At 42.2% G+C, this 17,812-nt stretch carries 13 protein-coding genes and 1 other annotated feature; of the genes, 5 read left to right on the forward strand and 8 right to left on the reverse strand.

The window, feature by feature from the left end; genetic code table 11:
- Positions 1-28 precede the first annotated feature (28 nt).
- The gene (locus AB4407_RS04740; RefSeq protein ID WP_372119158.1) at positions 29-397 is read right to left on the reverse strand and encodes a PilZ domain-containing protein; all 369 of its coding nucleotides are present in this window, start codon (positions 395-397) and stop codon (positions 29-31) included.
- 89 nt (positions 398-486) lie between these two features.
- Positions 487-2,154: an energy-dependent translational throttle protein EttA gene (ettA, locus tag AB4407_RS04745; protein ID WP_009848459.1), complete on the reverse strand. Its 1,668-nt coding sequence runs from the start codon at positions 2,152-2,154 to the stop codon at positions 487-489.
- 263 nt (positions 2,155-2,417) lie between these two features.
- Here ettA and AB4407_RS04750 point away from each other — a divergent pair, with 263 nt between their 5' ends.
- Together AB4407_RS04750 and trpR are read left to right on the forward strand one after the other, a co-directional pair.
- Complete coding sequence (locus tag AB4407_RS04750; protein ID WP_372119161.1) at positions 2,418-4,367, forward strand: transglycosylase SLT domain-containing protein; 1,950 nt, start codon at positions 2,418-2,420, stop codon at positions 4,365-4,367.
- A 172-nt stretch (positions 4,368-4,539) separates the two neighbouring features.
- A complete protein-coding gene (gene trpR, locus AB4407_RS04755; protein WP_139683885.1) occupies positions 4,540-4,836 on the forward strand; it encodes a trp operon repressor in 297 nt (98 codons plus the stop codon).
- A 117-nt stretch (positions 4,837-4,953) separates the two neighbouring features.
- On the opposite strand, the gene yjjX is transcribed toward trpR, so the two are convergent.
- From yjjX to AB4407_RS04785, 6 genes are all read right to left on the reverse strand, one after another.
- Positions 4,954-5,475: an inosine/xanthosine triphosphatase gene (gene yjjX / locus AB4407_RS04760; RefSeq protein ID WP_372119164.1), complete on the reverse strand. Its 522-nt coding sequence runs from the start codon at positions 5,473-5,475 to the stop codon at positions 4,954-4,956.
- Entirely contained in the window at positions 5,438-7,816 is a 2,379-nt protein-coding gene (locus AB4407_RS04765) for an EAL domain-containing protein (protein WP_372119167.1), read from the reverse strand. Before AB4407_RS04765 ends, yjjX begins: the two co-directional genes overlap by 38 nt.
- Positions 7,817-8,173: 357 nt before the next feature.
- Entirely contained in the window at positions 8,174-9,349 is a 1,176-nt protein-coding gene (gene pheA, locus AB4407_RS04770) for a prephenate dehydratase (protein ID WP_009848464.1), read from the reverse strand.
- Positions 9,350-9,361: 12 nt separating this feature from the next.
- Positions 9,362-9,483, reverse strand: a sequence feature (Phe leader region).
- A gap of 110 nt (positions 9,484-9,593) precedes the next feature.
- Entirely contained in the window at positions 9,594-9,929 is a 336-nt protein-coding gene (hpf, locus tag AB4407_RS04775; protein WP_004735034.1) for a ribosome hibernation-promoting factor, HPF/YfiA family, read from the reverse strand.
- Between the two features lie 587 nt (positions 9,930-10,516).
- A complete protein-coding gene (locus AB4407_RS04780; RefSeq protein WP_372119169.1) occupies positions 10,517-11,941 on the reverse strand; it encodes a transporter substrate-binding domain-containing protein in 1,425 nt (474 codons plus the stop codon).
- A gap of 155 nt (positions 11,942-12,096) precedes the next feature.
- Positions 12,097-12,825 (reverse strand): outer membrane protein assembly factor BamD, encoded by a 729-nt coding sequence (locus AB4407_RS04785; protein ID WP_009848466.1) that lies wholly within the window; start codon positions 12,823-12,825, stop codon positions 12,097-12,099.
- A 137-nt stretch (positions 12,826-12,962) separates the two neighbouring features.
- On the opposite strand from AB4407_RS04785, the gene rluD reads away from it, so the two are divergent.
- The 3 genes from rluD (at position 12,963) to clpB (ending at position 17,396) form a co-directional block, all read left to right on the forward strand.
- Positions 12,963-13,937: a 23S rRNA pseudouridine(1911/1915/1917) synthase RluD gene (gene rluD / locus AB4407_RS04790; RefSeq protein ID WP_372119172.1), complete on the forward strand. Its 975-nt coding sequence runs from the start codon at positions 12,963-12,965 to the stop codon at positions 13,935-13,937.
- 8 nt (positions 13,938-13,945) lie between these two features.
- A complete protein-coding gene (gene pgeF, locus AB4407_RS04795; RefSeq protein WP_009848468.1) occupies positions 13,946-14,680 on the forward strand; it encodes a peptidoglycan editing factor PgeF in 735 nt (244 codons plus the stop codon).
- A gap of 142 nt (positions 14,681-14,822) precedes the next feature.
- A complete protein-coding gene (gene clpB, locus AB4407_RS04800; RefSeq protein WP_102299599.1) occupies positions 14,823-17,396 on the forward strand; it encodes an ATP-dependent chaperone ClpB in 2,574 nt (857 codons plus the stop codon).
- Positions 17,397-17,812 lie beyond the last annotated feature (416 nt).

Here is a 17,812-nt window from a genome sequence, read left to right on the forward strand (position 1 = left end):
TTCTAATAGAAAAAGGGGAATGGAGATGTCACTCATTACCTAAATCGGTAAGGTGTTCAATCTCTCTATAAAGCAGTTTATCGTCGCCAACGTTAAGTTCCACAAGGCGCTTAAGGTGGCTGATACTATCAATATCTAAATGCTCTATACGTAAACGCATTGAGGTATTGATGGTCGAGACTATCGTTGCTTCTAACTGAATATTGATATCACTGTTTTCGAGCTTAAAGCTGGCTTGAACAGGAATGTCAGTTCTGAGTTGCTGTAATTTATCGCATTGAATGAGTAGGCCATGAAGAGATAAGTCTTGTACTGAGCCTGATACATTTACGTTCCCTTGTGATATATCAGTCGGGGTTTGATAAACAACTCGTGAAAATTGACGTCTTTCAATCATAACTAATCTCTCTATATCAATACGTAACATATAACCAGATATATCAAAGGCCGCTATTATCGCGGCCTTTGTTCAAAATACAAGCTTATTTACTTTGCAATACGTTTGTATTTGATGCGGTGAGGTTCTGCCGCTTGTGCACCTAGAGTCTTTTTCAGCCACTCTGTATATTCAGTATAGTTACCTTCGTAGAAGTTAACTTGGCCTTCATCACGGTAGTCTAAGATATGGGTTGCAATACGGTCAAGGAACCAACGGTCATGCGAGATAACCATTGCACAGCCAGGGAACTCAAGTAGTGCTTCTTCAAGAGCTCGTAGTGTCTCAACATCAAGGTCATTGGTTGGTTCATCGAGTAGAAGTACGTTACCGCCCGCTTTTAGCAGTTTCGCTAGGTGAACACGGTTGCGTTCACCACCTGAAAGCTGACCGATGATCTTCTGTTGGTCGTTGCCTTTGAAGTTGAAACGAGAGCAGTATGCACGAGCAGGGATTTCGAAGTTGTTGATCTTAATGATATCAGCGCCTTCAGAGATCTCTTGGAATACTGTTTTTGTGTCGTCCATGCTGTCACGGAACTGATCAACAGAAGCAAGCTTAACCGTTTCGCCAAGTTCAACTGTGCCTGAATCTGGCTGTTCTGCGCCACTTAGCATCTTGAATAGTGTTGATTTACCCGCACCATTGGCACCAACGATACCAACGATAGCGCCTTTAGGCATGCTGAATGATAGGTCATCGATAAGAACGCGATCACCAAATGACTTCGTTAGGTTCTTAACTTCAAGTACCTTGTCACCTAAACGCTCACCTGGTGGGATGAATAATTCGTTGGTTTCGTTACGCTTCTGGTATTGGCCTGTCGTCATTTCTTCAAAACGAGCCATACGAGCTTTAGACTTAGCTTGACGACCTTTAGGGTTTTGACGAACCCATTCAAGTTCTTTCTCAATCGTTTTTTGACGTGCGCTTTCGCCAGCTTTTTCTTGCTTCAAACGCTCATCTTTCTGTTCTAGCCAAGATGTGTAGTTACCTTCCCATGGGATACCTTCACCACGGTCAAGTTCTAGAATCCAACCTGCAGCGTTGTCTAGGAAGTAACGGTCGTGGGTAATCGCCACAACAGTGCCGCTGTAATCAACAAGGAAGTGCTCAAGCCAAGCAACTGATTCTGCATCCAAGTGGTTGGTTGGTTCATCAAGAAGCAGCATGTCTGGCTTCTCAAGAAGTAGACGACAGATAGCAACACGACGACGTTCACCACCTGATAGGAATTCGATTTTCGCATCCCACTCAGGAAGACGAAGTGCATCTGCAGCTCGCTCTAGAGCTGTTTCTAGATTGTGACCATCTTTTGCTTGGATCAGTGCTTCAAGCTCACCTTGCTCTTTCGCTAATGCATCGAAATCTGCATCAGGTTCTGCGTAAGCAGCATATACTGCGTCTATGCGCTTAAGTGCGTCAGCAACATCTGAAACCGCTTCTTCTACGATTTCACGAACGGTTTTTGATTCGTCTAGTACAGGTTCTTGAGGTAGGTAACCTACTTTTAGACCTTGTTGTGCACGAGCTTCACCATCAATATCAGTATCAATACCAGCCATGATACGTAGTAGGGTAGATTTACCTGAACCATTTAGACCCAAAACACCGATTTTAGCGCCAGGAAAAAAGCTAAGAGAAATGTCTTTAAGAATTTGACGCTTAGGTGGAACAGTTTTGCTCACCCGAGACATGGTATATACGTATTCAGCCATTGCCGATCGATCCTAATTATTGTTCAAAATTGTTTGCTATTTTATACCAATATCCTCAAAGATGTTACTCCTAGGACAGAAAAGCCATTCTTGAACTAATCCTCACCTATTATTGTCACATTGGTCATTAAAACTATATTTAATAAGCTTTCGAGACGATGTGTTAAATATTAACAATATTTACACTCAAACTCTTTACATTTGATGTGATGTCGGGCGTAAATAGACTTCACGTATTCATACACGCACTAAGGAAAGAGCGAATGTTTTTCCGCATTGGTAATACGAAAATTGCTGTCGCTGCATCGGCAATTTTGTTTTCATTTTCACAGGCTCCAATGGCTATGGCCAGCAATGCTTCCGAGCTTGAAATGCAGCGTGATGTTTATGGCAGAGCACAAGAGGTTTTAGACAACCGTGATCTAAAAGCTTATTCAGCACTTCGTAACAAAATTCAAACATACCCGTTAACACCTTATACTGACTATCGCGCCTTTTTATTGGGCTTAGGTGATCGAAGGCCAAGCGAGGTGGATGCTTTTATTGAAGAGAACAAAGCACTGCCGTTTTCCAATCGTATACGAGCGCCTTATTTAGATTTATTGGCGGCTCAAAAACAGTGGAAGACGATCCTTGAGTTTCAAACCCAAGAGCCTGTTGGTGAAAAATATCAATGTATCTATTACCGCGCTAATTATGAACAAGGTAACCAAGATCTCGCCTTTAAAGGTGCGAAACAACTTTGGTTAAGTGGCAGTGGTGTTGATGATAACTGTGATTCACTTTTCGAAAGTTGGGATGAAGCGGGCTTAAGAACGGATCAGCTGATTCTGGACAGAATGCTTTTAGCGTTCGAGAGTCGAAACGGTAAGTTAATGAGCTACTTGGTTAAGCAATTAGATCATGATGAGTCAATTACTCAAGCGAAGCAGATGAAGGCGCTGTACAACAAGCCTGAAAATGTACTCGCGTTTGCTAAGAAGCACCCAGCGAATGAATTCTACCAAGCTCAAACTGAATTTGGTTTCGAGAAGCTAGTAAGGAAATCCGCAAGCAGCGCTCAAGAGGTTTTTGATGATGTTGTGAAAGCTCAAAAATTTTCGAAAGAAAAATCCCAAGAGCTCGCGGATTACCTAGCGTTCCGCTTGATCAATACCGACTCTGAAGAATTGATGGCGTGGCGAGACAAAATGCTCGCGAGTTCATCAAAGCAAGTTTTGCTGGAAAGACGTGCTCGCTTAGCTATTCAACATGCCGATTGGACGGGTTTGAAAGAGTGGATTGCGCGCTTAGATGATAAACATCAAGCTTCGCTTCGCTGGCAGTATTGGCAGGGTAGAGCTGAGATTGCGCTAGGCGATACTGCTGAAGGTAATAAGCGACTGTCAGACATTTTGGGTCAGCGTAATTTCTACAGTGTGGCCGCCGCTAAGCAATTAGGTAAGCCAGTTCATTACCCTACATCAACATTAAAATACAATGCAGAAACCGTAAAACCATTCGACACTTCTTTGGTTCGTATCGGTGAGCTGATTGAACGAGATAAAATAGCGGCTGCAAAGAGTGAATGGCGCTGGTTGTTAGCTAATGCAGACAACGATCAAAAAGCGATGCTTGCTGCTCATGCTGCGACACAGCGTTGGAATCACTTAACGGTAACGGCCAGTATCTCGGCGAAAATGTGGGGTAACATAGCCTTACGCTTCCCGGTTGCTCATAAGTGGTGGTTTAACTTCTATGCTGAAAAGCATGATATTGACCCAATCACCTTGATGTCTTTAGCAAGACAAGAGAGTGCGATGGATTCAGAGGCTCGCTCTCCTGTTGGCGCACGCGGTATCATGCAAATTATGCCGAAGACAGCTCAGTATACAGCTAAAAAACATAGTATTAAGTATCAGGGTAGCGATGATCTTTATGATGTAGGTAAGAATATTGAGATAGGCAGTCATTATTTAGATGGCTTACTTGCTCAGTATGATGATAACCGCATCTTCGCATTTGCCGCGTATAATGCCGGCCCTAGCCGTGTGAAACAGTGGCGATCACGCAGCAATGAAAAGCTCGATGCATTTGCTTTTATCGAAATGATCCCATTCAAAGAGACTCGTGGTTATGTTCAGAATATCTTGATGTTTGAGACTTACTATCGAGATATCCTGGGTGAGAGAGGGACGTTTTTAGCGCCCCATGAGGCAAAAACGAAATACTAAGCTCTCTGCATTTTTCTCCAAGCTGAGTAATATTAAAGGCAGTGAGTGCGAACCATTTCCACTTACTGCCTTTTTACATTGGATCACATTAAGTGTTTCGGTATAAAGTGTTCGACGCTTTCAATCGTTAAGCGACTCTTTAAAGTCAGAATTTAAAAGTAAGTGTAGAGATATGGCATCACAACCTGAATATGAGAATTGGCAACAACTGATGGACTTGGTAAAGACGGCTGTCGAAAAAGATCAGCATGAACTATTGTTGACCATGATGATGACACCAGACGAGCGAGATGCTTTGGTTGCTCGAATTAACATCTTTTGTGAGCTGATGAAAGGTGAGATGTCTCAACGACAGGTTAGCCAAATGCTGGGAGTAGGTGTCGCGACGATAACCAGAGGCTCGAATGAGCTAAAGGCCAAATCTGAACAAGAGAAATCAGTGATCGCCGACCTTTTGCTCAAACAATAACTGAGTTAAGCAACCGCTGAATAGTGTGGCTATGAATTCGATAAAAACGCTAACTGAATGTTAGCGTTTTTTATTTCTGGTGATTGTTCTCTGAGGCTTTCGAAGTTTAGCGAAGATCTAGATAGGAAAGTGCTCTGGATTCACAAATGGGATCAGCGCTAAAATTAAAGCCTGATGATAGACAGAGCTGCGTGTTAGTTGGTTATGCGTTAGTAGGCCAATCGCCCCGCCTTTTTGTTTGATATTATCTGTGCCAAACACATCATCCATTACATCCCCTAGCTCATTCGCATGCTGGAGTTTATCAAGTACAACAGGTGGCAGCATCAAGCTTGCAGATCGAGATTCTCCGCGCTGACCGTTTGCTTCAACGACCATCCAAGCAAATGTAACCTTTCCTTCGATTCCAGACTCTAATCCAACATGAAAATCCGCATCAGGTTGAGCTTGAGTTGCGTTGTGCGCGCGGTTTACCGCTCCTTGATAGGTTTCTTCATTACTCATGGGTTGATCGGCAACGCCACTAGGGACGCTGATGCCTTTGAAGTCAAATTCAGTATCAGGAAAAGCAGATAAGAATGCACTTTTAACGGCGCTAATTTTAGCTGGATTCAGCGATGCGATGATTACAGATTTCATGTGGTTGATTCTTTTTATTATCGATAAAATTGAGTTGATGCTGTCGGTACCATTCCGTCAGCTCTTCTAATGGCATAGGCTTACCAAAATAATAGCCTTGCAGCATATCGCACTGCGCATCTTGTAACCACTGATGCATGCATTGAGTTTCAATTCCTTCGGCTGTGACCTTTTTCCCTTGAGCATGGCATAGCCCGATAATGGGTTTCACTATGTTCTGGTTATCTGTCTCAATCAAGGTGTCCAAAAAGGTTTTATCCAATTTAATCTTCTGAGTTGGGTATTGAACCAGTTGAGTGATCGAGGTGTAACCAGAACCAAAGTCGTCGATTGCTAATCTATAGCCCATGTATGATAACTGGTTAAGTAATGGGAACCCCTGAGAGTTTGAGTAAAAGGTTTCTGTGATTTCAAAATCGATCAAATTGGGCGGAATCTGATTGATTTTCGCATGCTCTTTGATGAAATCAGCAAGGTGAGTGGTTTTAATCCCGGCTGAAGATAAGTTAATCGATAGCTGAATAGAGTGATCGAATTGAGCTTGAAGTTGATGGAATGAAGCAAATGCATTCTGGATAACCCAGCGATCAATTATTTCAAATAATCCGGTTTGTTCGGCGATAGGAATGAATTCATCGGGTGGCACTAAACCAAGGTGTTTTGAGTGCCAACGTAATAGCACTTCTACACCAATAATATAACTTCCTGTTGAGTCCATATAAGGCATGTAAACGAGCTTAAACTCTTTATCAAAATTATTTTCTCTGAGGGCGCTCTCAATACTGGCTTGACGCTGAATGGTTTTATCTAAGTCTAACGAGTAATCTGCGAATTGGTTTTTACCTGCACGTTTGGCTTGATACATCGCGGTATCAGCATTCGAAAGAAGCTTCTCGATTGTATCGCCATCATTAGGGTGGGTCGCAATACCAATACTGACCGTAATCGGGAAATTACCTGACTCGGTGACAAACCCCTTTTGTAGTGGGGTGAGTAAATCATTCGAAAATCGATGTGCGATATTTTCTTGGTGATTTGGAGCATTAATGTATACAACGAACTCGTCCCCAGAAAGTCGGGCTGGCAGACAGTGGGCATTTAATTCTGTTTTGTAGTGGTTACAAATATTGGAGATACGCTGAGCAAAACTGACGAGAATCGAGTCGCCGATCTGATGCCCGTATTTGTCGTTCACAAATTTGAAGTTATCTAAATCAAAGTAGAGAACCCAGGTTTCGGTGTTCGAACTAGGTTTTGACAACGACTGCTGCACGAAGGTTTGAAACTGGTGCCTATTGGCTATTTGGGTCAACTGATCATTTTCTGCCAACAACTTAGTCTGTTGGTACGTGTCATCCAACTCTTGGTACATATCATAAAAGCGTTGGGATAAGCGCCCCAACTCATCATTTGTTCCTAGGCGCTCAATGTTTTTTCTCTGTTTTTTCTCAACCTCTTGAAGCTGCCTATCTAAACGGGTGATCGGGTTTATCACCCAGCGAGATAGCAGGATCAGCAGTAAGGTAACACTGACAAATGCAGATAGGGCAAAGGATAGGCTCAGTTCATTCCAGATAGATTTGAGTTTGTTGTCTAATAAGAATGGTGCAGGATCGAGCGTGGCGTAGAGGCCAGGTGCTAGCTTTATAGATTGTGTTAACTCACGCCCCTGTGTCACTAACGTAGGGGTAAAAAACAAACTAGTTTGATAGTCGAACTCTATCTGTTTTCGTAGTGAATTAAACTTATCAAGAGAGACAGATACAACCACAAAAAACACATTGTTGGGTGGATCGTTTATTGGTGTCGAAACTGTTTTTTTATCAATAACATCATAATGAACTAATACCCCTTCACCTTGGGAATTCTGTATGTAGTCCGTACTCGAAGTTGCTAACGTTTTTTGATATTGATGCTCAATGAACTCTAATATCTTGGGATCCATTTTTGCGAAAGGATCATTGGTATTGTCAGCGTAATATTTAAGAGCTCGATCGCTATCAAGCAACGCGACCCTTGTAAAACTGTCGTTACCATCTTGCAGTAACTTAATCGTTTCGTTTAGGTTATCAGTCAGTTCACGTTGGTGGTCGACATTTTCATCAACCATAAAATAACGCTTAACCAGGTCACTATTGGTGAGGGTATAGGAGTAATTGTTGAGGAAAGAACGAGACTGTTGAAAATAGCCTGCTAATTTTTCCATGCTTAATTGCAGTGCATTGTCTTCACGTTTGATAAAGCTGTTTTTTTGTGTGGAATAGATGATATAGCTAGAAGCCGCTGTACTGATCAGTATTACGGGGGCAATCACAAGTAATATTTTAGTACTTAGCTTCATGGTTATTCACAACATGGTTTATAAATTTTAGCGCGCAAGTTTATGTTATTTCGAGAGTTCTTGCCATCGATTATGTTGTGTTTGAAGAGTTTTGTTTGGGTTTTAAGTTTTTGTATTTAATGATTAAATTATCAATAATGAGTGTTTAAGTAAGTACGGTGGGGGTGATTGAAGTGGATAGGAGTGAGAATCAGTAACACAACCAATTCATTTTTAAGTATACAGACTTTGCGTATTCCTTAGTTCGAGTTTTATTCCATTAGTTACTTTCTTTTAGCATTTGGCCTGCAGTAGGCCAAATGCTTGTATTAGTGAAAAGCTTATAGCAGTTAAAATGGGGGAACAGATAATAAAAAGTTAAGACAACTTAACCTGAGTAGCCTTAATGTTCTCACTTGGGTAACAACCTAACACTTTTAGGTGACGAGTTATGGCTGTTAGTTCCGTTATCGCTTGCTGCATATTATCTGAATCTAAGTGTGCTTCTAAATCCACATAGAACATCTCTTCCCAAGGGTTACCCATGATAGGACGAGATTCCAGCTTGGTCATGTTAATACCTAAGCGTTGCAGAATCAGCAGTGTTTCAACCAAAGAACCGGCTTCTTGAGAAGTCGACATGATGAGTGTCGTCTTAGCTGGGATCTGAGTCGATACTTCAACAGGCTTACGAGCGACCACGATGAAACGAGTGTGGTTCTCAGTTTGATTTGCAATGTTGCCTTGGATTGGTTGAAGTCCATAAAGCTTGCCGCTCGATGCATTACCAATCGCTGCCACATCATCACCGTCTAGATCTTTCACCTTTTTCATAGCATCAGCTGTGCTTGCACAAGATTCAAGGCTGACATCTTTAAGGCGGCTTAAAAACTCACTGCATTGTTGATGAGGTTGTGGGTGTGAATAGAGGGTTTTGATGTCTTCTAAACGAATATCATTTTTCGCAACCAAGCAGTGTTCAATTGGTTGAGACAGTTCACCAACGATGTAAAGCGTTGTGTGTTGTAGCAGATCGTAGACCTCGTTAATTGACCCTGAACTGGTATTTTCAATCGGCAATACACCGTAGTCGGCATGGCCCGATTCTACAGTCGATGCGACTTCTTTGAAGTGATTACAGTTCAGCTCAATCAATTCCATATTCTTGCGGCTGAAGTATTCACGGCTCGCAAGGTGAGAATACGATCCCTTAGAACCTAAGAACGCAACGCGAGCTAGTGGTTTACGGCTTTGCGGATTCGCTAGGTTTTGTAAGTATGACTGCTGCAGTAAAACGGAATCTTCGATGATGGTGTGAAACAGCTTAGTAATGTACTGAGCATCCAATTCGTACTTGTCTTTACCGTTGTTGATCAGTTTGACTAGTAGTTGTTGCTCTCGTACTGCATCACGAACGGGTTTTGATGTTTCTACCTTGCTTTTAGCGACTTCGATACTTAGCTTACGACGCTCTGAAAGTAATTTTAGGAGTTCGTCGTCTAAATCATTAAGACGAAGGCGGATATCATCTAGTGAAATTGTTCGGTCAGTCATAAATGTGTCCTTATAAAAAAGCCCCCCTAATGTGGGAGGCTTCTTGTTCGTTTTTGACTTGTTTTTCTAAAACGACTTAGCCTCCGATTTACGGAAGAAAAAAGAAGTCAAAAATAAACAAAGAGTGAGAGTGCATAAAAAGTGATTGTTTTATGAATGTTTAAACACAATAAGCAAGCGAGCTACGAGCGTCAAGCAAAAAAATAGCGCCCTGAGGCGCTATTTTTTAATCTGTTCTCTTTCCTTATTCTACTTCAGCTTCTAGCTCTTCGATTTCAGGCTTTTCAGCGCGGCGCGCTTCAGGTTTATGGCGTAGCTTGTTGAGTTGACGCTCTAGTTTTTGTTCTACTTCGTTGATCGCCACGTAGAGGTCGTCATGAATTGATGAAGCAACAAGTTGTCCTTTTGGCACCGTTAGAACGGCTTCAAATTTTTTCTTCTTATTTGGTTCTTCGCTAAAGCTCGCTTGGCAGCCAATGATGTCTACTTGCCATTTATCCAGCTTCTTAAATTTGCTTTCTATGTGATCACGGATTGCAGAGGTAATGTCGATATTTTTACCAGTGATGTTCATTTTCATAGAAGTTTTCCTCTGTTGTATCCCTCATGGGTTAACTTCAGATTACGACTTTTAGGAATAAAGAATGTGATCTAGATCTTATTTTTGTTGGGTGGGATAAGCATTAAAATCAAATGTGATCTCACGCAAGTCTTGATATCTTTTTGTCGAAAAATACTTGTTATCCCTATGAAAAACGATAACTTGGAGGCAAGGCTTCGCTAAAAATTAAACCAGTTTTTAGGGGCAGACTACAGCCTATAGAAAGCGCTTGATTGAAATTTACTCAATAGTGTTTTGTGATATAGCTATCATGATGTCGATCGCTATGTAAGCTTCTTCAGAATTAGATAAACAAAAGCCGCATAAGTTTTCTTGTGCGGCTTTTGTGTTTTTAACCTTATCTAATACCAATCGTAGTAAATAACTGGTCACCCTAGCTTGTTAAAAACCTCGATAACTTCGTTAGAATTTTTGATTGTAGAATAACTACTTATCAAAAAATTCTGCCTTGTTCTCAAGCTTTTTTCCTACGCTATGTTTGATCACTTACTTACTGTGATTGGTATAACACCTTTGTTCCTCAAGCTCTGGGATTGAGGGGGAAGCTAATCGTTAGTGTTCAGTAATCTCGCTGTACCATTTTCTCGGATGGCATTGATAGCTTGTAATTGTTTGTAAATGACGAAGTAACGATTGATGTTGGCGACATAGGTTACGGGTTCTTTACTCACGTACTTACGAGTGATGATTTCCACGTTTTTAAACCAGATATTTGGGTTATAACCTTTCTTTTTAGCTATGTTCCGCATCTTTCTTATCTTAGCGGGGCCTGCATTGTAAGAAGCTAAAGTGAAGTAGATTTGATTGTCAGGCGATATCGCCGGATCGTCAAAATATCGGTCTTTGATAAAGCGCATATATTTCACACCCGCATGGATGTTGTTATCCACCTTATGTATGTTTTTGATATTGACGTTTTTGTCTTTTGCGGTACTCGGTAATACCTGCATCACACCAATAGCTCCGCGATGAGAAACCCTACTCTGATCAAGTCCTGACTCTTGGAAACCTTGTGCAGACATCATCAAAGGGTCGAATTCGTATTCATTCGAATATTTTTCAAACACATCAGCGAGTTTATCCACTCTGTCGACTTTGTTGGGGTTGAGAGCTCGTCCTAGCCAGCGAGTGTTATCGATATATTTTTGATAAATTACGTTGCCGAGTAAGGTGCCACTGCGGGATGTTTTAACGTATTTATTGATCTCTTTCTTTAAAATTGGACTGTCTTTTCTTAACGCCCAAGCAATGCGACCATTTTCTCGTAAAGGGAAGTCGTTATGGACTTGAATATTTTCCATTACGTCAGTCCATAGTTTTGCTTTGTGACTATCGAGTATCGTGCCTTGTATATAACCTTGATTAACTAATTCGATCAGTTCGTAGTCTTGTAATGATTCTTCGACAAAGTGGACGTGAAGTGGGGATAAACCTAGTGCGTTAAGCTCTTTGTTGACTCTTTGAACACTCTCGAAGTAACTGGAGCTAGCTCGGATCCAGACCTCTTGACCGCTCAATTGCTTGATTTCGGTGATCGACTTTGAGTTCTTGCCGGTGATAATCAACTCTTTCCCATCTTTAATCATGGGATCTGAAAAATCGATGGTTCGTAATCGTTTGTCGGTGACCGTTAGGTTAGCGACAGCGACATCACCATAGCCAGATTCTAAAGAGGGAAGCAGATCATCTCGTTGCACGGGGATGATTTGAACGTTGAGGTAGGGGTGCTTCTTACGAAGGCTTTTTTCAAAGTGGTAGAGCATTTCTGCCACGATGCCTTTTGGTTTGCCATCTTCGATGTAATAGAAACCAAGATCGGCAGATACGAGCACTCGAACCGTTCCTTTGGTTTTGAGTAAATCCAAGTCACCCATGTAAGGCTTATTGCTTAATGGGGACAGTTCTAATGCATAGGACAATTGGCTAAATAGCGATATCCAGATAAATAATAACAACCTACTCACATCCACACTCCATGTTGATGTTTTGTTAAAAGTTACCCTTTGAAGATACTGCGGATGTTTTGATTCATCAAGTTTACAAGATGAAGTTCAAAAAAAACGCGCTAATAAATTAGCGCGATTTTGAAGTGATTGTGTTAGTAAACTACTCGCCTAGGCGTTGATTAAGGTAGTGGATTTAACTCAATTAACTTTTCTGTTCGTAACACCGCGTCTTCTAAGCCTAGTTGTTCATAAGCTTCTAACTGAATGTCTAAAGACTTACGAGCAGCAATGGTGTCAGGGTAAGTCTTCTGCAGCTCTTGCGTTCTGTTAATAGCTGCAATCCAAGCTTCACGACGCAGGTAGAAATCAGCGGTTGCTAAGTCATACTCCGCTAGGCGGTTTTTCAGTGCGAACATGCGTTTTTGTGCATCTTCAGCGTATGGGCTTGCAGGGAAACGTTCTAACAGTCGTTTGAAATCAGCAAATGCAAGTTTCACTGGCTCTGGATCTCGGTCGCTACGATCGATATTAAAAATATCATGCATGAAGTTTCGGTCTTGTGCCATATGCGTTAAACCGCGCATGTAAAGAACCCAATCTTGTTTCTCATGAGTTGGGTTTAAACGTAGGAATCGCGAAATAGTCGCAAGGCCAAGCGCCAAGTCATCATTTTTGTAGTAAGCGTAAATCAGATCCAGTTGCACTTGTTCAGAATAGGCGCCGAATGGGTAACGTGAGTCTAAGGCTTCTAGCTTTTCGATTGCAGAAAGCCAGCTACCACTCTGCAGTGATTCTTGGGCGTCAGAGTAAAGAACCGATGGCGGTACATCCGGTACTATTTCTTCACTACTTGAACAACCAACTAAGAGTGATACGGCTAATAGACCCGTTAAAGTAAGGTGTTTCATGTCAGGCGTCGATTCCTTGAATTAAATATTTCGTAAGCTTCCGTTACTTTCTAACCAGTAACAGATACAATGATGCAATTATTCTATTTTATCCATACTAATGGGTATTAGTCTCACGGTTTTTAAAAAAGTTCGATATGGCTCAGCAGATCACATTAACAGACACAGTAAAAAGCAGCCAGTTAGGTCAACGTTTAGACCAAGCTGTCGCTGAACTATTTACCGATTTTTCTCGCTCTCGCATTAAAGAGTGGCTTCTTGACGGCAAAATCCAAGTGGATGGCGAAGTTATTACTAAGCCGCGCGTTAAGGTTTTAGGCGGTGAAGAGATCATCTTGCAAGCTGAACTTGCAGATGAAGAACGCTGGGAAGCACAAGATATTCCTCTAGACATTGTCTACGAAGATGATGACTTATTGGTTATCAATAAGCCTCGCGATCTGGTTGTACACCCAGGCGCAGGCACACCGGATGGAACCATACTAAACGCATTGCTTTTCCATTACCCACAGATTGCAGAAGTGCCTCGTGCAGGTATTGTGCACCGTCTTGATAAAGACACAACAGGCCTTATGGTTGTGGCTAAAACGGTTCCAGCTCAAACTCGCCTTGTACGAGCTCTTGCTAAACGTCGTATTACTCGTGAATATGAAGCAATTGCTATTGGTAAAATGACAGCGGGTGGTGTGGTTGAGAAAGGCATTAGCCGTCATGCAACTAAGCGTACGTTAATGGACGTTAATGAATTGGGTAAGCCTGCGGTAACTCACTACCGTGTTGCTGAGCACTTCCGCGAACATACTCGTATTCGTCTGCGTCTAGAAACAGGTCGTACTCACCAAATCCGTGTTCACATGTCATACCTTCAGCACCCGCTGTTAGGTGATATTGCGTACGGTGGTCGTGCACGTATTCCAAAAGGTGCATCTGAAGAGCTAACGACAATGATTCGTTCTTTTGATCGCCAAGCGCTACACGCGGTTATGCTGAAGTTTGTTCACCCGATTACTGGTGAAGAAGTAGAGTTCCACGCACCTGTGCCAAATGACATGGTTGTGATGGCTGAAGCGTTGCGTGTTGATGCTCGCGAAAACATAGAAGACGACATTTAATCGTGTCAATGATCATCCCTGACTGGAATGCACCAAAAAACGTGAAAGCATTTGCTTCGACTCGTTTTGATGGTTGTTCTACAGGTGCTTATCAAGGGTTAAACCTTGGTATGCATGTTGGGGATGATGCTTTACTTGTTGAAAGTAATCGAACATGGCTAAAGCAACAATCGAAGATGCCCACGGCTCCAGTATGGCTAAATCAAACTCACTCAACGGATGTCATTACGGTTTTAGAACCTGTGGCGAATGTGCTTGATGCGGATGGTGCATTTACCACTGCAAAGGGGATTGTGTGTTCTGCGATGACAGCTGATTGCTTACCGGTTATCCTTACCGATACCAAAGGCACTCAAGTTGCTGCCGTTCATGCGGGTTGGCGTGGTCTTGCTGGTGGCATTCTTGAAAATGCCGTAGCAAAGTTTTCAAACCTAGATTCAGATAATCAGATCATTGCTTGGCTTGGCCCTGCTATTGGTAAAGATGCGTTTGAGGTTGGCAACGATGTGTTGGACGCTTTTGTTCGTTTTGACCCTCAAGCGAAATTAGCATTTAAAGCTAAATCTGAACCCGGCAAGTGGTTAGCAAACATGTCTCAACTTGCGACTCAACGATTAATGAAAGTTGGCGTGACTTCGGTGACAGATTCGAATCTATGTACATACGCAGATTCAGATGCTTTCTATTCTTATCGTCGTGATGGTATTACTGGGCGTCAGGCAACATTTATTTGGTTAGAGTAATCTCTGACTAGCATAACCACTCATCCAGTTCATTTATATTTTCATATCAGCTCTATTCTTCATCCTTATCCCTTGAAAATCTGCGTTACCGTATCCATCTTCTAACCATAAGATAAACATATCTAAGAGTAGGAAGGTTGGCATGCGTCTCGATCGATTCACTAGTAAATTCCAAATTGCGATATCTGATGCTCAGTCGCTCGCATTAGGTCGTGATCACCAATATATAGAACCTGTACACCTAATGGTGTCTTTGCTTAATCAAGATGGCAGTGCGATTCGTCCATTGCTTACCATGCTGAATATTGACGTTGTTCAATTGCGTTCTAAATTGAGCGAAATATTAGACCGAGTGCCGAAAGTAAGCGGTATCGGTGGGGATGTTCAGCTTTCTAACGCAATGGGAACGCTATTCAACCTATGTGACAAGGTGGCGCAAAAGCGTCAAGACAGTTACATATCTTCAGAAGTATTCCTACTCGCTGCAATAGAAGACAAAGGACCTCTAGGTAATTTACTTAAAGAGTTAGGCCTTACTGAGCAAAAACTATCTCAAGCTATCGAGCAAGTTCGTGGTGGTCAAAAGGTTGATGACCCGAATGCGGAAGATAGACGCCAAGCTTTAGAGAAGTTCACCATTGATCTGACCGAAAGAGCAGAGCAAGGCAAACTAGATCCTGTGATTGGTCGTGATGATGAAATTCGTCGCACGATTCAAGTCCTTCAACGTCGTACTAAGAACAATCCTGTCATTATCGGTCAACCCGGTGTGGGTAAAACCGCGATTGTCGAAGGTTTGGCTCAGCGCATTATCAATAATGAAGTTCCTGAAGGCTTAAGAGGCCGACGAGTGCTTTCATTAGATATGGGCTCATTAGTAGCGGGTGCTAAATATCGTGGTGAATTCGAAGAGCGTCTAAAATCAGTGCTTAATGAATTATCGAAAGAAGAAGGCAATGTCATTCTCTTTATCGATGAAATTCATACTATGGTCGGTGCAGGTAAAGGCGAAGGCTCTATGGATGCGGGTAACATGCTGAAACCAGCATTAGCTCGTGGTGAACTGCATTGTGTCGGCGCAACGACGCTCGATGAATACCGACAATATATAGAAAAAGACCCTGCTTTAGAGCGTCGATTCCAAAAAGTGATCGTGGATGAACCCACCGTTGAAGACACGGTAGCGATTCTTCGTGGTTTGAAAGAGCGCTATGAACTTCACCATCATGTAGAAATTACCGATCCTGCTATCGTAGCGGCGGCAACGCTATCTCACCGATACGTTTCAGATCGTCAGTTACCAGATAAGGCGATTGATCTCATTGATGAAGCGGCTTCGAGTATTCGAATGCAGATAGATTCAAAGCCCGAGTCATTGGATAAGTTAGAACGCAAAATTATTCAGTTGAAGATCGAGCAGCAAGCTCTGACGAATGAAAATGATGAGGCCAGTGAAAAACGTCTGCGCACGCTACAAAGTGAACTTTCTGAGAAAGAGCGAGATTTCGCAGAGCTTGAAGAAGTTTGGAACGCTGAAAAAGCGGCATTGTCTGGCACGCAACATATCAAATCAGAGCTAGAACAAGCCCGTATGGATATGGATTTTGCACGACGTGCTGGTGACCTTAACCGTATGTCTGAATTGCAATATGGTCGAATCCCAGAGTTGGAGAAGCAGTTAGATCTCGCGACTCAAGCTGAAATGCAAGAAATGACCTTATTGCGTAATAAGGTGACCGACGCCGAGATTGCCGATGTCCTTTCAAAGCAAACCGGCATCCCGGTTTCTAAAATGCTAGAAGCAGAAAAAGAGAAGCTTCTGAAAATGGAAGGCGTTCTGCATAAGCGGGTTATCGGTCAAGCGGAAGCGGTCGAAGTAGTATCGAATGCGATTCGTCGTAGCCGTGCTGGTTTGTCTGATCCGAACAAGCCGATTGGTTCGTTCTTGTTTTTAGGGCCAACAGGTGTCGGTAAAACGGAACTGTGTAAAACATTAGCGAACTTTATGTTCGATAGTGAAGATGCAATGGTACGTATCGATATGTCTGAGTTTATGGAAAAACACTCTGTTGCTCGTTTAGTTGGTGCTCCCCCTGGTTATGTGGGTTATGAAGAAGGTGGGTACTTAACCGAAGCCGTTCGTCGAAAACCTTATTCTGTCATTCTGCTTGATGAGGTAGAGAAAGCTCACCCAGATGTTTTCAATATTCTATTGCAGGTTTTAGATGATGGACGATTAACTGACGGACAAGGTCGCACCGTCGATTTTAGAAATACCGTGGTAATCATGACATCGAACCTAGGTTCTACTCGTATTCAAGAGAACTTCAATACATTGGATTACCAAGGGATTAAAGATGAGGTTATGGAAGTGGTAGGTAAACATTTCCGACCTGAGTTTTTGAACCGAGTTGACGAAAGTGTCGTGTTCCATCCATTAGGCCAAGAGCACATCGAGTCAATTGCCGCTATTCAGCTTGAGCATTTGAAAAAGCGAATGGAAGACAATGGTTATGAACTCGAAGTTTCAGAAAAAGCGCTAAAGCTAATCTCTCAAGTTGGTTTTGACCCTGTATATGGTGCAAGGCCCCTTAAAAGAGCAATTCAACAAACTGTTGAGAACCCGTTAGCGAAAGCGATACTGGCTGGAAAAATAAATCCAGAGAAGAAAGTGCAGCTATTAGTGAATAACGACCGAATTATTGCTCACCAATAATCAAACTATGAATAATAGGTACGATTAGCCAAAATTAAGGCTTAATAGTACCTATTTTGAACGCTTTGTGTGAATAGTGTCCGAACGATTGCCTATGGCGGTTTTTTTTCGTTTTTGGTCTTGTGCAAAGGGGGATTCTCTCTATAATGCGCCTCCGTTGCCAGGGATAACCAAGCGGTTTGAACTAAGTAACGAGACGACATTAAGCATTTAAGATGCTTTGAAAAATTAGCTGGAAAAAGTGTTTGACACTGGAACCCAATTCGCTAGAATGGCCGTCCGCTTAGAGAGGCTTCTTACTAAAAGGAACGCTCAATAAGCAAAGCTCTTTAACAATTTAAACCTATCAATCTGTGTGGGCACTCGTTGATGAATATCAAAATGTTTTATCGTTAGGTAAAACAGATTCTTCGGAA

The sequence above is a fragment of the Vibrio sp. 10N.261.46.E11 genome (assembly GCF_041472735.1).
GTDB lineage: Bacteria > Pseudomonadota > Gammaproteobacteria > Enterobacterales > Vibrionaceae > Vibrio.

Bases quoted from the DNA above. Each gene is read 5' to 3' on its own strand.
- AB4407_RS04740 (WP_372119158.1), bottom strand. From the start codon at position 397: ATGATTGAAAGACGTCAATTTTCACGAGTTGTTTATCAAACCCCGACT.
- ettA (WP_009848459.1), bottom strand. From the start codon at position 2,154: ATGGCTGAATACGTATATACCATGTCTCGGGTGAGCAAAACTGTTCCA.
- AB4407_RS04750 (WP_372119161.1), top strand. From the start codon at position 2,418: ATGTTTTTCCGCATTGGTAATACGAAAATTGCTGTCGCTGCATCGGCA.
- trpR (WP_139683885.1), top strand. From the start codon at position 4,540: ATGGCATCACAACCTGAATATGAGAATTGGCAACAACTGATGGACTTG.
- yjjX (WP_372119164.1), bottom strand. From the start codon at position 5,475: ATGAAATCTGTAATCATCGCATCGCTGAATCCAGCTAAAATTAGCGCC.
- AB4407_RS04765 (WP_372119167.1), bottom strand. From the start codon at position 7,816: ATGAAGCTAAGTACTAAAATATTACTTGTGATTGCCCCCGTAATACTG.
- pheA (WP_009848464.1), bottom strand. From the start codon at position 9,349: ATGACTGACCGAACAATTTCACTAGATGATATCCGCCTTCGTCTTAAT.
- hpf (WP_004735034.1), bottom strand. From the start codon at position 9,929: ATGAAAATGAACATCACTGGTAAAAATATCGACATTACCTCTGCAATC.
- AB4407_RS04785 (WP_009848466.1), bottom strand. From the start codon at position 12,825: ATGAAACACCTTACTTTAACGGGTCTATTAGCCGTATCACTCTTAGTT.
- rluD (WP_372119172.1), top strand. From the start codon at position 12,963: ATGGCTCAGCAGATCACATTAACAGACACAGTAAAAAGCAGCCAGTTA.
- pgeF (WP_009848468.1), top strand. From the start codon at position 13,946: ATGATCATCCCTGACTGGAATGCACCAAAAAACGTGAAAGCATTTGCT.
- clpB (WP_102299599.1), top strand. From the start codon at position 14,823: ATGCGTCTCGATCGATTCACTAGTAAATTCCAAATTGCGATATCTGAT.